The sequence below is a fragment of the Desulfoluna sp. HI9BLuna genome, from assembly GCF_056829775.1.
This window is the reverse complement of sequence record NZ_CP186555.1, coordinates 4,943,768-4,958,665: the sequence shown is the minus strand read 5'-3', so window position 1 is coordinate 4,958,665 and position 14,898 is coordinate 4,943,768. Positions and strand designations below refer to the sequence as shown.

The window sequence follows — 14,898 nt, the reverse complement described above, 5'->3', positions numbered from 1 at the left end:
CAACTGAAGTGTTCCATGCGTTGACCCTGCCGGGCCAAGACCTGTGGGGATGACTTTTTCCATGGATGCTGTATACTCCTTTGCCACGGCGCACGTTCCGCCCCACACGCTTTTGTGGGCGCCAAAAATACTATTCATCCAGGAAAAAGGATTATCAGAATGTCGGACAGAGAAGATTTACTGCGCATCAACGCCAACATCAGCATCACCACAGCCACCCTGCAGGCCATTGTGGCAAACGTCAAACGCAAAACCGGGAAAGATGAGAGGGGAATTTACCGAGTGGACACCGCGGATGCGGTGAGCGACATGATCACTAAGTTCCTTATCGAACAGGATTTTGAGTCCTATGCCATGGACGAAGACAACTACTGATGCCTCCCCGCACAAGCGAGGCACACCCTGAAAAGAGGCGAAACACATCGCCCGCAAACCGGTGTTGCGGGCGACGCCCGGACCAGGCCCCGAATCAGGAAAAGATATCGCTGGGCTTGTAGGGGTGCGTGCCTTCAACCACCTCCACCCCGGCCTTGGCCTTGATCTTTTTGATCAGGGTCTCGCTGTGGGGACAGTGGTCGGTGATACAGGGGGCGATATGAACCTTGGTGGGGGTCTCACCCATGGGCTTGTTCCACAGGTTCACCTGGGCCAGCCGCGTCACGATGGTGGCCCCGGGGCAGTCCCCGCAGTTCAAAAGCCCCATCAGCTCGGCGTCTTCTTCATACCGCTGAAACTCGCCTTCACGGCGATTGAACCCCACCATGCACCGCGAACAGCCGATACACACATCATCCATGGCCTTCTTGCAACCGACAATCAGAATCTTTTCCATGTGCTCCTCCGAAGGTTGATATGATCAGGACCCGGGCACAACACAATGGCTGGAATCAGTGGATGTGAGCTGCCATTCTGATGCTGCGGATTCCCACCCCGCCACACATGCCGGGTTGAAAATGCCCTTGCCATCGAGCCCTGGACCTTTATTTCCCAGCCCACATTCCTTACCCCTATAATACTTAAGCTATATCTCTATAGATTTGCAAGGAAGGGATTATTTTAATCAGGAGTCGAAACAACATGAACCACACCCTGCCTTTCTCTTTTGCTCCCCCGGTTCATTTCTGCTATAGTTCGTCGTTTTTTTTGCCGGAGCCATACCTGACGGACGCATTTCACATGCCCTTTCCCCACGGTCAAAAGCACCTGCCAAGAAGAATACCAAAAAACGTTTACCCCGAGATTGAAAAACCATCATGACTCACCGTCATGCCATCTGAATTGAGCCCATTTGCGGAGTGTTTCCATGGAGCAGTTTCATACAACAAACAAAATCACCTTCGACCCTCAGGACATCCGGTCCATCAAGGCAGGCCTCCGGACATACGGTCGCCTCATACGCTCTGAAGAGGCCTTTACCGAGGACATGTTCTCCTACTGCAACATATATGTCGAAACCGAGTCCGGGACGGCCATAACCCTTTCGGACATCGATAACACCTCCCTTGCCGAGGAGATCTACCGGTTCAAAAGGGGCTCGGCCGCACCCGTGGAGAGCACCCGCCTCGATGAGTTTCTCTATTCCGAGACCCACCTCTTTCTCAAAGCCTGTGACCACCCGGAGCTGAAGGCAGAAATCCTGGACGCGGCCATGGCCATCGTGGAGTACGCCCGCAAGCAGAACGACACCTCGGCCATGTGGATTGACGATGTCGCCGTGTTCGGTGTGGACATCCTGTACATCATTGCGCGCAGGTTCCCCGAGTACACCTATCTCCTGGGGGCCTACTTCATCCCTTACTGGGACACGGAGCACGCCGACTACATTCTGGGCTACCTCCCCATGCTCGTACGCCGGTGCGGCATCACCCGGGACCTCATCAAGGCCTTCTGTTACTGCGACAATGCCGAGGTACGAACCATGATGTTTGCCTCCCACGGCATGGACACCGAAGGGATGATGATCGACGCATCGGAAGAAGAGCGCGACCTTCTGCGGCACCTTCGCAAGCACCCCGACGACCACGCCTACTTCAAAGAGGCCATGAAGGAACGGTTTGCCAGCCAGCCTTTCCTCCAGTACAGCGAAGATGAACGGGACCATGTGGAGCGCCCCATTGACGCGTTTTACATCACCATGCTCACCAGCGGCGAAGAGTATGTCGATGAAGACGACCACCTTGAAATCCTCAGCCGAAAAGGGGTGCGGGACCAGGCCGACAACGAGGCAGCAGAACTCCACGACGAGATCGAGGCATTCCTGGGTCGTCCCCTGGTCTCTCCACGACCCGCCGAAGAAGAGGATGACGACGACTGTTACTACTACCGTGGAGAGGCCACGGAACAGTGGCAGTCTTTCATTGAAGGGGCCTTTGACAACGGGGAGGCCATCTGGGCTTATGTTGAGCACGGGCATAAACCTGAGGTCCTTGACACCCTTGCGCCCTGTGCTCCCATGGACCTGGCCGGGAAAGGCAATCACAAGATCCTGAAAACCTTTACCTGGTATGTGGGAGGGTTCGACAGCCTCCTTGAAGAGTTCCACCACACCATCCGGGACCTTGTCTACGACCACTGCGACGAGGACCTCACCTCCGCAGAGATCACCCGGGGAGAACAGTGCATCCTCCGATTTCTGGATGTGTTCCACCGATTTTTCGGTAAACAGCCCTTTGCCATGGACACGGTGGATTTCATCACCGATGAATGGGAGATGCTATCCGAAGCGGACTTCCAGACCCGATACGGCTCAGACTGGCGCCAGGCCTTCAAACAGAACCTCGACGCCTTCACCGGAGACAACGACAACGTCTTCGGCAAAAACCTCACCGCCTGTACCAGGCTGCTGCGCGAGCACCGGGGGGACGCCACGTCCCTCCTGGCCGATCTCTTTTCCCACAAAGATCCAGGCCTCATGACCCTTGCTGCGTGCGCGCTTCACACCGACTTCACCGAAAACGCCCACGACACCCTCACCGATACCCTCGTCACCTACGTGGAGACCCATTTCCTCCCCTTTTTCTTTGACGAGGTGGAGGACCACTCCAGCTTTATCTGCGCAGAAAAAGCCCAAAGGCTCCGTGACCCGAACCGGCCCGATCACATGCGCCCCACACCGGAGGAGGCAGAAAAGCTGGATAAAGCCCTGGCAGACTGGAACCGAGTCAAAACCTACGTCCGCGGGGTGAAGCCTGCGGCCCCTCCAAGGGACCTCATCATGAAAGCCATGAAGGTGGGCAAAGAGGGACTCACCCCCGAGGAGCTGGCCCAGCTCCAGCCCCCCAAGGGGGAGCGCCTCACCCACGAGGAGGCCCTTGAGATCATGAAAACCCGCCTTGGGGTCCGTGACAGCCGTAGCCATGCCAGGCAGGCCCATTATGAACTCTTCACAGGCGTCTCCGACCACATCCAGAAAATCCAAATCACGGCCTATTTCCTGGCCCTCATGCCCCTGTCCGTCAGCAAAGCCGCTTCTCGCGCCCTGATGCTCATGGCTGATCTGGCCCCGGTAAAGAGCCTGCGAAACCTGAGTTTCATCCACCGGGCCTCCTACCGCGATGAGTTCATGGACACCGTCACGGACGAAATCACCTTTGAGGACAACCTGGAGAGGCTCAAATTTCCAAAACCCGGTATCTGGGCATGGAAGGTGGAGCGGTGCCAGAACAACGAGGACAAGGCCTCCCTTTACCACAGCCTCATGGAGATGTTCACCGAAGGGGAGACCGAGGAAGACCGCTCCTTCTTCGGAAAAATCCACGCCAACAACAAGCGGGACCTCAGGGACGGGCTCGGGCTGTTGCCCAAGTCCACACAGCTCCAATTTTTCAAAGACACCCAGGAAGCCTTTCCCGACTTCGGGTTCGACCTGGGCCGGGAACTCTTTTTCGACACCCTCGCCACCGTGCTCAACTCAAGCCTGACCTGCCCGGAAAGCGTCTTTGTCAGCCGCGCCCGAAGCCATGGCGCCATCCTGTCAGTGGCAGACCCCACTGCCAGCGCCCCCATCCTTGGGAAGGTGAGCCCCGTCCCCTCCGAGGCCGAAGCCCTGGAGCAGGCCGCGCTGGAAGAGGCCGCCAACCCTGGGGGCAACGGTTACCGATGGCTTCTCCTCCAGGAGACCGACACCGGATACGTCCCCCTTCTCCGCCCCTGGATCGTGCCCATCCTCTTCAGGGAAATGGCCAACGGGTACGGCTCCTTCCTGTACAGCACCCGTGTGGCGGTGATCTCGGCATCCTGCCCCCCTGAGCTGATTGAGAGCCTGCACCGGGAGATGACCCGGGATTCCTTCAAAACCGCCATGGCCGACGATGCCCTGGCCTATGTCCGTGGAGAAAAACCCTTTGCCGAGGTGGCCCCCATTGCCGCCCACGGCATTGAGAAGCTCTCCTTCGAGATGGAGAGTTACTACGACTGCAGGATAAAAGACTTCATCTGGACCATGGACGAGCCCACGCGCCTCCGCGCCCTCACCTTCCTGGCAGCGGCCAGCCCCGAAGGCCTTGAAGCGGGCTGGGAAGAGTTCCAGGGCTCCTTTGACGCGTATATCGCCTACATCAAGCAGGTGAATCCCCCTGTGCATTGCCTCTTTTCCTTTATCCTGGACTGCGGGGAGGCAAAGACCCTTCTGGAGCTGGCAAAGGAAGCGGATCTCGTTCCCTGCCTTGCAGGCCTCAAGCCCCAAAAACGCCTTGAGGCCCTTGAGCTGATCGACGAAGAGCCATCGGCCCTGCCCCTTCTCCTGGCCTTTAAAGACGACGGCTCAAGGAAAATCCGTGACCTGGTGGCCCGAGCGAAAAAAGCCGCCCCCGAGGCACAAGCCTTTCCCAGGCTCACCCTTGTGGACTTCGGTCCCTACGTCCTGGAGTCTGACGCCTGCGACGAAACACCTGCACCGGGTGCCTCGGTCATGGCCCACAACCCACGGATCCTGGAGGAGACCCTCCTGATCCCGGCCCAGGTCGGTACCAGCTTCGGTATCCGGTTCACCTGCAACGACGCGGACGCCCCCGAGGTGCTCTCCCATCGCGTGCGGATTCTCCACCCCGCCCTTTCGGGTGAACAGGGGGCCGTCACCAGCACCGAATGGGCTCAAAACGGTGTGGGCCAGGGACGCATCTTTGCTGGCTGGACCTTTGAGACGGCAGCCGAATGCGTACCGGGCATGTGGACCATCGAGATCCGGGACACGGACAACACCCAGACCCTGCTCACGCAAACTTTCCGGGTGGTGGCCCCTGCCGCCGCACCTGACGGACTGGAGCGCATCATCCGCGAAGGGGCCGCCGCCCCTGGGATCGAGGAAATCCAGGCCCCGGGAGCCCTCCACCTTGTTTCTGGAGAGCTCGTGGTGTGCGATGCAAGCCATCCGCACAAGGCGATCAGCCTGGTTCACCCCCTGCCCAACGGCACCCCCTCGGTCCGTCTCATCTTTCAAAAAGAGACCCGAAAGATGGCCTTTGGCGAAATCCGGTACAGCAACGACGCCGTTACCAGCTGGCACCCCGCGCCTTTTTCCCATGAAGAGACAGGCGACTGCCCCGAGGTCTGCATCACCTCGGGCACCCTCTGCATCATGGACCGGAAAACCCACGACCTGTGCATGGCAAAACAGGTCTCCTTCGGAGAAGCCCCTGGCCCCCTCATGCAGCCCGACCCGGACAAGGCCCACAACGCCTTGGTGTTGAAGGCAGGCACCTCACGCGTCACCTGCCACGGCGGGTACAATGTCTCAGGGGAGTTGGCCACCCTGGTCTTTGCCTTTGATGACTAAATAAAGTGATGCCTTATCTGGGCAACGTGCATAAAAAAGCCTGCGGCACTCAAACAGCATGCCGCAGGCTTTGATGGCTTACTTCAGGTGGCGTCAGGTCGCCGGGTATACCCCTTGAACCGCGCCGGTGAACCGCCCGATGTAACCCGGGAATCTTTTTTCACCCTCTTCCAGAATCTCCCGAGCCTTACCCGGCTGATTGAGTTCCGAGTAAACCACGGAGAGGTCATAAAAAGAGTCCATGTGCTGGGGCGTGGCCGCTTCGGTGGCCTTGAGCAGGCTTGCGATGCCCTCCTCGGTGCGGTTAAGCCGGTGAAGGCTCAGGCCAAGGCCTTTGAGGGCATATGGGTTCTGCGGATCCATCTTCAGGACCTCTTCGTTGGCCTCCTTGGCCTGTGTGAAATTGTTCAGGTTGTAGCTCACGAACCCGAACAGCTCCAAGGCATCCACCCGCTGCGGGTCAAGCTCCAGAACGCGCTTCAACGTGAGGGAGGATAGCTGCCACTTCTGCTGGTTGGCATAGGCCCAGGCCGTCTCCATGAGTTCCGCCGGATCGTTGTAGCCCTTCAGCTTGCTCCGGGTGGCCTCCATGATGGTGTGGTAGACGCAGTACTGGTTCTCCGCATGGATGGAACCGTTCAGGGTCAACCGGGTGTTGGGACAACCGCCCAGGCAGGCGTCGCCGTATGCGCACTCTCCGCACAGACCGCCGAGGTCCGACTTTTTAAGGCTGCGGGACCAGGAGAAGGCATCGGGGGCGTTCCAGATCTCCGTTAAGGGGCGCTCCCTGATGTTGCCCTCGATCATGCCGGTATCCCGGATGGACGTGCACCCCAGGATGTCCCCGTTGTGAAGGATCCCGAAGCTTCGCTTACCGGCATTGCACCCCTGCCACAGCACGGCTGTCGGGACATTCATGCTGATCTGGCGAACGATGCTCTCCTTTTCGGTGTAGTACCCCAGGCAATCGGCGGGAAAGACCTTGATGCGCCCCTCCATCGTAACCCGGTGGGAGTAGTCGATGAGGTATTCGATGACCGAAGGCTCCACCACGGACTCCCGGTCCTCGGCCATGTTCCCCATGGGCAGGCCGATCTGGATCTGCCAGAGGTCCACGTTGTTTTCCAGGAGTATCTCTTTGATCTCGTCGAGCTGGTGGAGGTTGTGCTTGGTCACCGTGGTGTTGGAGGCGCTCACATGGTTGCAGGCGTTAAGCACCTGAAAGGCGCAGATCACCTTGTCAAAGGCCCCTTTTTTCCGAATGGCGTCGTGGGTTTCACGGTTGCCGTCCAGGGAGATGGAGATGGTCTCCACCCCGTTGGCCTGGGCCGTCTTTACCATCTCCTCATTGACCAGCCAGCCGTTGGTGATGATGTTGGGCTTGATGCCGTTGGCGGTGAGGCGCCCTGCAAGCTTCGGCCAGTCGGTCCGGGTCAGGGGCTCCCCCCCGGACAGGGTAATCCACTTGAGTCCCACCGCTTTGAGGTCGTCACAAAGGGCCAGGGCCTCATCCGTGGTCAGCTCATCCGGCAACGGCTCCGCACAGGACGACCCGCAGTGGTCGCATCGCATGTTGCACCCCATGGTGATTTCCCAGACAGCGGTAACAGGCAAATAATCCATGCTCCGATCCTTTTCGTATGTGGGTTCCGGGTCAAGGGCTGCAGCCATGGGGTCCTCCCGGTGACTGCAGCCCGAAGCCGTTAACAGCAGCAGCCTGTGGCGGGGTTACAGGGTGCGGAGTAAGGGGGCATGGCAAAGGATGCCTGTGCCATGGGCGCAGCGTACAAAGCCTGCACCGGCGTATAGGAGGGTGCGGCGTACAACGGTTGTGCAGACGCACCGCCGCGGATCATGGGAGCGGCATAGAGAATGGTAAAGGGCGGCAGTCCCATTCTGGGGTCTGCGGGCTGGCAGGTGGCCGGGGCCGCATACATGGGCATGGGTTGCGGCATGGGCGCGGCATAGACCGGCTGAGCCATGGCATTGGCCTGCATCATGGGGGCCTGATAGAGCATGCTCACGGAGGCGGCGGCCGTGCACGGGTCCGTGGCGCAGGCACCCACGGGCGCAGCGTACATGGGCATGGGCTGGGTCATGGGCGCCGCATAGACCGGCTGGGCCATGGCGTTGGCCTGCATCATGGGCGCCTGGTAGAGCATATTCACGGAAGCGGCGGCCGTGCACGGATCCGTTGTGCACGCGCCGAGGGGTGCTGCGTACATGGGCATGGGCTGAGTCATGGCGTTGGCCTGTGCCATGGGGGCGGCGTAGAGGTTAGTCACCGTCGCCATGTTTGCCTGGGCCATGGGCGCGGCATAGAGAATGACCGGGCCGCAGGATGCGCAGGTGGCCTGCCCGGCGCTTGCCATGGGCGCCGCGTAAGCGAGCATGGTGGCCGAAGCATCCATTCCACCCATGGGGGCAGCGTATTTCAGGACAGGGGAAGCCATGGGGGTGGCATACTTCAGCACCATGGAGGGGCCGGACTCCGGGCTTACGGCATCGGCGCTGGTGAACCGCTGGGACTTCATGGCCTCTTCGATGTCGTCGGCCGCGGTCTTGGAGGGCGCTTTGATCTCTATGGTATAGGTCTCGGTCTGTGCGGGCTCTTCCATTCGCCACGGGGCAATGAGGATAAACTCAACCTTATAAGTGCCCTCCTTCAGTGCCACAAAGTCAAAGGCATGGTTGGAGGGGCCACCGTAGGCAGAGGAGGCTGGTGTAACGCAGGAGCCAAAAAGTGCGATTCCGCCGTCCAGAAAGGAGAGATACCACCCGTACCCGGTGGACCCCACATTGGACTGCAGGACAATCTGGAGCGGTTGCCCCACAATAGCCGTTACGCATTTTTCTTGCGACATGACAGTTCTCCTTTGATTCATTGGGTTATGGAATGCCCGAGGCGTCGCGTAGGTTCTCAAGGGCGGATACCTCAGACGAATGGGCAATGTCCGGGTAATACTTCAGGATAGGTTCGGGGGTGCAGCTCTGGATCATGTCCGGCGGGGCCTGAGCCTGAAGATCAAGGATATGTCGGGTCACCTCGTGGACCTCGGACGGGGCCAGGGGAATCCCGCTTCGAAAAAGATAGTTGCTGCCGAAAAAACCAAAATCGTCGTAAAGGGCCTCATGGAGGACCTCCTTTCGGCGTTGCTCCTCCCAGAGCCTGGAGCCGGGAATCTGGCAATACCACTGGATCAACACCCGGACCCCATATGTTTCATAAAGACCTGCGGCAAAATCCACGGTCTGCATCACCTCTGCGCGGGTCTCCCAGGGCAGGCCGATGATAAACGAAAAATCGGCCCGGCCCGCAATGCCGTACTCCTTCAGCAGGGCCGCGGCTTTGGTGATGTTCTCCGTGGTGGTCCCCTTGCCTGCCTTTTTCAACCCCTCGTCGTAGCCGCACTCCGCCCCCACCAGAAATTGATGGGCATAGGGCAATGCCGACTCCACAAAGGTCCCGTTGAGCATATCGTTGGCCCGGGAGCTGAAGATCGCCTGCACGGGAAGCCTTTTTTCACGGAACCCCCGGAAGATCTCCACGGCCCGCTCCTGTTTCACGCTGAACTCATCGTCGATGATCTGGATGATGCCCTGGGTCGTAAGGGAGAGGTACCCCGTCAGCCGCTCCACCCGGCGGACAAACTCGGCCGGAGAAAGCCCCCGCCATGTTTTCCTGTAAGCCGTGGAGCAGAAGACGCAGTCAAAGGGGCAGCCCCTGGAGGACTCGATGCCCAGGCTGGGGTAAATGCCGGGATGGAGGCAGCCGTAATCTGGTATGGGAAGTGCCGCCATCTCGGTTTCCGACATCAGCGGCGCGGTTGGCGTCCTGCGAATCCTGCCGTCTCCTCCCATGACGGTCAGGTTGGGGACCCGGGCCAGGTCTCCTCCGCTCTCCAGCGTCTCGCAGAGCAGGGGCAGGGCCTTATCCCCCTCCCCGCGAATGCAGTAATCAGCCGATGTGGAGGCAAGCAGGTAGGTGTCGAACATGGTGGCATGAATGCCCCCCAGCACAATGGGGACACGGGGGTGATACCTTCGGACCTGATCGATGCACGTTCGGGCCGTGGGCCAGGCAAGGGAGGTGGTGCCGATGCCCACAAGATGGCTGGACATGATCAGCCCGGCGTGGTGGGACAGCTCATTGGACCCCTGGGCGATGAGGTCAATGATGATGACCTCGTGGCCATGGTTGCGAAGAATCGTGGCGAGCAGGTAGATGCCGTAGGGCGGACAGGACCTGACCGCGTCCATGGCAATGGGGGTGAGTGTCCCCCCATGGTAATCCATCAGGGGAGGTGCTATCAGCGTAATCCTCATGGGTTTGTCCTTGAAAGACAGATATATGGAAAGAGGCTAAGGGCTAAGGGCTAAGGGCTAGGATGTATAGGCGCTGTGAGCGCGCGTCGCAAGGGTGCGAAAGGCAAGGACTCTGGAAGCGAATTTGGGCCGTGGGGCCCATGGGCTCAGGAAGGCGAAAATTCAATCTATGCGTTTAAATTTTAGGCATTTGCGATTGGTATTTTGGTGCAGATTAACGTATCGTCAACCAAAAATCAACCACTATATCCCATGGGTTTCGCAGAGGGTCTGCGGGCCCTTTCCAGGACCGCCCCAGGGCCTTTTGAGCTGAATTGCTACAACAAAACTAAAACAATTGACATCTTCCCTCATCCCCGTTAGAAATTCAGGAAGGTTTACGGAAGAACACTTTGTTTACATCCATTCAATTCAGGAATGGATGCCGTGCAATAAAAACCATCGTATCACGTCTTTATGTTACCCAGCCCACGCCTTGGGCTGATGCGTCCGGGCACCCACAGCCCGCTCACCCGGCGGAATATCTTACCGCCACCTCACGTTCACCAACACAGAGGTAGCCATGCTGACACGACGAATGAAAGGTCTGGTTGCAGGGGCACTGTTTCTTTTTGCGCCTGCGGTGTATGCATCCGATGTTTCCGACTACAAAGGAAGCTGGGAGTATCGCGCCCTGTCTTACCAGGGTGAAATCGATCGCAATGCCCCCTTTGGCAAGGCAAGCTTTCTCACCACCCACAACTCGTACAACGCCGGGGTCTACTCCCAAAACGGAAGCTACATCGACCCCAACCACAAAATCAGCCTCACCGACCAGCTCCAGATCGGCATCCGCGCCCTGGAGCTTGATGTGCACCACACCTTCTCGTCAAGCGGGTTCTGGCCCTGGGAATGGAAGTTCTCCCAGGAGCTGAAATTGAGCCACGCCAACGGGGACACCGGCACCCACCCCAACGACCGCTTCTTCACCCAGGGGCTCCAGGAGATCAGAAACTGGCTCAACGTAAACCCCGACGAGGTCCTCATCATCTACCTGGAAGACCACATGGAAGGCCACTACGACAAAGCCATCGGCGAAATGAACGGGATCATCGGCGATCTGGTTTACAAACCCGGCGGATGCAAGCGCCTTCCCATGGACCTCTCCAAGGCCGATGTCCTGGCCGCAGGCAAGCAGATCCTTCTCATCGGCGGCAACTGCGCCACCACCAACTGGGCCAACTACGTCTTCAACGGGCATTTTTCCTCCACGGAATCACTGGAGAACTTCGTGCCCTGCCCCACCTGCACCGCAGGCAACAAAGACGTCGCCTATATCCAGAGCCACCTTGTCCGCATCTATGAGGATTCCACCACCCTCTCGGCCCTCTTCGGGGACCCGGGCCCGCCCATTACCGCGGCCGATGCGGCCCAGATGGCCGAATGCGGCATCGGCGCCATCGGCCTGGACCAGGTGGTTCCCTTTGATTCGCGCCTCAAGGCCCAGATCTGGAGCTGGGGAGAAAACGAGCCCAACGACGCCGGGGGCGAAGACTGCGCCGAGCAGCGCAGCGACGGAAGGTTCAACGACCTGCCCTGCTCGACCATGCGCTGCGTGGCCTGCATGGATTCGTCAAACGGAGACTGGTTCATCACCGACGGTGCCTACACCTGGGCTGAGGCCCGCACCGCCTGCGATACCGAATTTCCAGGAGAAGGCCTTGTCTTCGGCGTCCCGGTCAACGGCTATGAAAACGCCCTGCTTCGGGACCTCAAAACCGGCCTCGGCATCGACGCCGTCTGGATCAACTACTCCGACCGCCTCAACGAAGGCCAGTGGGTCGCCAATCCTTACGACAACCGCGCCCTGGGCAAGCCCACCGCCCAATCTTCAACCTACAACGGCACCGCCCACGCCTCCCGCGCCGTGGACGGCAACCCCAACGGCAACTGGGCCGCTGGCTCCGTCACCCACACGAACAACGACCCCAACGCCTGGTGGCAGGTGGACCTGGGTGCCCAGACCGACATATCCCGCATTGAGCTTGCCAACCGCACCGACTGCTGTGCCGAGCGCCTCAGCCACTTCTACCTCTTCATCTCCGACGCCCCCATGGACAACCGCCCCCTTGCCGACCTGCTGGTGGACGACTCGGTGACGCGCCACTACCAGGAATCCCTGTCGGAAACCACCCTGACGCTTCCCGTCTCCGCCCAGGGCCGTTACGTGAAAATACAGCTCGACGGCACGGGTATCCTCTCCCTGGCTGAAGTGGAAGTTTACGGTGAGTAAGCATTGAAAGGAACAACCCACATGAACGTCGCCTCCGGCAATCCTGCCGGAGGCCTGTTTGAGCTGAATGGCTATGAAGCCGAGGTACCAGGATGGAGAGCACCGTGAACAACAAAGATGGCTGGACATTGATTGGAGATGGCCCGGAAGCGTATGAAAGGTATATCGTACCTGCGTTCAGCGGGGCCTGGGCACAGGATATGGTGAACAGGACCCGGCTGCAGGGCGGGGACAGGGTCCTGGACCTTGGATGCGGCACGGGCATTGTTTCCAGGCATGTATGGAAAGCCATGGGCGAATCGGTCTGCACCATCGGCATGGATGCAAACGAGGCCGTCCTTCAAAAAGCACGTGCCCTGAGCCCGGAGCGCGCCGTTCCCATCGAGTGGAACCACGGCAATGCAGAGTCTCTGCCCTATTCAAATGCCACGTTCAACGTTGTGTTGTGCCAGCAAGGCCTGCAATATTTCAGTGATCCCTGCCATGCTCTGGGGGAAGTCAAACGCGTTCTTGTCCCGGAAGGACGCATTGTATTCAGCGTGTGGCGCCCTCTTTCCTGTTTCCCTTTTTATTCGGCAGTTCACCGAGCCCTTCATAGGTATGTCAGCAGCCAAGCCGCCGCAACCCTCGCCTCGGCATTCCCCCCGGGCAACGCCGACGACCTGAGAAAGCTCTTTACCGCCACCGGATTCCGGGATGTGGGCATCTCTCTGGTCATCAAACAGATGCGCTATTCACCACTGGACGAGTTTCTCATGGGAGGCTTTGCGGCATCCCCCTTTGCAGGGGAAATTCTCGCATTGGAAAAGGCCAAACGGGAAGAGATGATCCGATGGATCCGTGAATCGATATGGGATTATGTCGATGACCAGGGCCTGGCGGCACCCATGGAGAGCTATGTCGTCACAGCCCAGGCATAAAAAAAGGCCCAAGGAATAATGAACCGGATTCGTTGCACCACCGCTCGGGATACATGGAGGCACGTGAAGCACACCGCCCCAACAGCTCTCGCCTGTCTTTTGATATTCCTTTTCACCACCCACATCAGTTGGGCCGGTACCCTGCCCCTGCCCGCAGATGCGTTTAAGAAACTAAAAACGGAATGCGCCGAATGCCTGGACCACGGGGTCATGATCTGCGGGAACACCAACATGGCATTCGGGAATCATGCCAAAGAATATTTTTTCCAGGGAACCCCTGCCAGGGGCTACCTCATCACCCCGCCCCTCCTGGCCGCCCCATTGAAAATAAAAATACGGGCCCAGAAAGACCACGCCACGCTGGTCTCAACCGTCATGGATGATTTCAAGTCACTCACACTGGTGGCCATAGACGGTTCATTCAGCGAGGTATACCGACTACCCGCGCCCAACGTCCAGATGCTTATCCCAAAGGCCCTGCACACCTGTTTAAGCGATCCCGAGAACAGATGGGGATGCGGCGTCTCAGAAAACAGGTCCAAGGAGTGCTGTGAAAAAAAGCTGGGCTCCATCGTCATCACCGCAACGTGGATCGACAGGAAAAATGGGGAAACCCTGGAATTACGTTATAGCCCGACCATAGGCTCAACAACGTTGGTAAGAACGACCCAAGACAACACAAGATACGTGTACTTCTGCGACACGGCCCGCGCAGGAAACATTACAGAGCGGAGCATGGCCCCGTGATACAGCTGTGCTCAACTCGAGTTAGCTTCCGCTTGCTGCCAGCATTTGATCATAGTCCTGATCTCTGATCATTGCCCCCCTGTTGGCAATAGCGGACACCCAAATTAAGGGGCAGGCTTTAAAGGCTCCGCCTCGAACTCCATTGGGCTTGCGATAGGCACGGCGGGCTAAAGCATTGGGTTAGGCGCTGTTATTCGACGCATATTTCGCTGACAGCAAATAGGCCGCTAATGCTGAATATATGATTTCGAAAACTAAAAGCGAAAGAATCAGTGGAGAAGGCATGCCATCCACCATGATGCTTATAACCCGCCCAATTGCGAACCCACCCATAAAAGTCAACAACGCGATGAGGGAAGGCGTAGCGAGTTGATCCCGACGTGCACCCAAGAAAAAGAGAGCGGCGAAACCAAGAAACAAACCACCATACGCCGATCTCACCATGTTTGCTTCATTAACGGTCTCCAGCTCAATACCATATAGGCCATACATGAACTGTGGAGAAATCAAGTACCCCAAACCTATGAGGCCGATCCCTATCGATGCAGAAAGTAAAACAACACCCTTTAATTTCATAACTTTCTCTCCTTTGATCGCCTAACGAGCATGTAGAATAGCCCCATTATCAGGAATGCCTCTCCGGGCGGATTTTAAAATCAACTTTTCAGCCGAAATCAGAATTCAGCCAACGGAGAGACTCACACCATATCTGAACTTTATATAGCTCCGCTTACCGGTTCAGAATCGCATTTTGCTGTCACTGAGATGACCGTCGTGAGATTCTCGGCCAGCGTCATGTTGCTCAACACCAGGCATATCGAGCCAGCTTCACTATGCTGTGAACCCTGGCCATAGTCATC

The 14,898-nt window shown here is 58.2% G+C and carries 10 protein-coding genes; 5 read left to right on the top strand and 5 right to left on the bottom strand.

Annotated features, from left to right (window positions below; translation table 11 throughout):
• The first annotated feature begins 159 nt into the window (after positions 1-159).
• Positions 160-375 carry a hypothetical protein gene (locus ACOYW0_RS20185; protein WP_482415575.1) on the top strand — a complete coding sequence of 72 codons (216 nt, stop codon included), beginning with the start codon at positions 160-162 and terminating at the stop codon, positions 373-375.
• Between the two features lie 94 nt (positions 376-469).
• On the opposite strand, the gene ACOYW0_RS20180 is transcribed toward ACOYW0_RS20185, so the two are convergent.
• Positions 470-832: a CGGC domain-containing protein gene (locus ACOYW0_RS20180; RefSeq protein WP_180143070.1), complete on the bottom strand. Its 363-nt coding sequence runs from the start codon at positions 830-832 to the stop codon at positions 470-472.
• 471 nt (positions 833-1,303) lie between these two features.
• On the opposite strand from ACOYW0_RS20180, the gene ACOYW0_RS20175 reads away from it, so the two are divergent.
• Complete coding sequence (locus ACOYW0_RS20175) at positions 1,304-5,773, top strand: DUF3859 domain-containing protein (protein ID WP_482415574.1); 4,470 nt, start codon at positions 1,304-1,306, stop codon at positions 5,771-5,773.
• A gap of 93 nt (positions 5,774-5,866) precedes the next feature.
• Here ACOYW0_RS20175 and ACOYW0_RS20170 read toward each other — a convergent pair whose 3' ends face one another.
• From ACOYW0_RS20170 to ACOYW0_RS20160, 3 genes are read right to left on the bottom strand one after another with little or no spacing between them, the layout of a single operon-like run.
• Positions 5,867-7,444 (bottom strand): radical SAM protein, encoded by a 1,578-nt coding sequence (locus ACOYW0_RS20170; RefSeq protein ID WP_482415573.1) that lies wholly within the window; start codon positions 7,442-7,444, stop codon positions 5,867-5,869.
• 32 nt (positions 7,445-7,476) lie between these two features.
• A complete protein-coding gene (locus tag ACOYW0_RS20165; protein ID WP_482415572.1) occupies positions 7,477-8,637 on the bottom strand; it encodes a protease inhibitor I42 family protein in 1,161 nt (386 codons plus the stop codon).
• 25 nt (positions 8,638-8,662) lie between these two features.
• Positions 8,663-10,099, bottom strand: a complete 1,437-nt coding sequence (locus ACOYW0_RS20160; RefSeq protein WP_482415571.1) for a B12-binding domain-containing radical SAM protein — start codon at positions 10,097-10,099, stop codon at positions 8,663-8,665.
• 562 nt (positions 10,100-10,661) lie between these two features.
• Between ACOYW0_RS20160 and ACOYW0_RS20155 the strand changes: the two genes are divergently transcribed.
• From ACOYW0_RS20155 to ACOYW0_RS20145, 3 genes are all read left to right on the top strand, one after another.
• Positions 10,662-12,371 (top strand): discoidin domain-containing protein, encoded by a 1,710-nt coding sequence (locus ACOYW0_RS20155; RefSeq protein WP_482415570.1) that lies wholly within the window; start codon positions 10,662-10,664, stop codon positions 12,369-12,371.
• A 104-nt stretch (positions 12,372-12,475) separates the two neighbouring features.
• Positions 12,476-13,291, top strand: coding sequence for a class I SAM-dependent methyltransferase (locus ACOYW0_RS20150; RefSeq protein WP_482415569.1), 816 nt, complete (start codon positions 12,476-12,478; stop codon positions 13,289-13,291).
• Positions 13,292-13,354: 63 nt separating this feature from the next.
• A complete protein-coding gene (locus tag ACOYW0_RS20145; protein ID WP_482415568.1) occupies positions 13,355-14,038 on the top strand; it encodes a hypothetical protein in 684 nt (227 codons plus the stop codon).
• Positions 14,039-14,218: 180 nt separating this feature from the next.
• Here ACOYW0_RS20145 and ACOYW0_RS20140 read toward each other — a convergent pair whose 3' ends face one another.
• Positions 14,219-14,614, bottom strand: a complete 396-nt coding sequence (locus ACOYW0_RS20140; RefSeq protein WP_482415567.1) for a DUF4345 domain-containing protein — start codon at positions 14,612-14,614, stop codon at positions 14,219-14,221.
• Positions 14,615-14,898 lie beyond the last annotated feature (284 nt).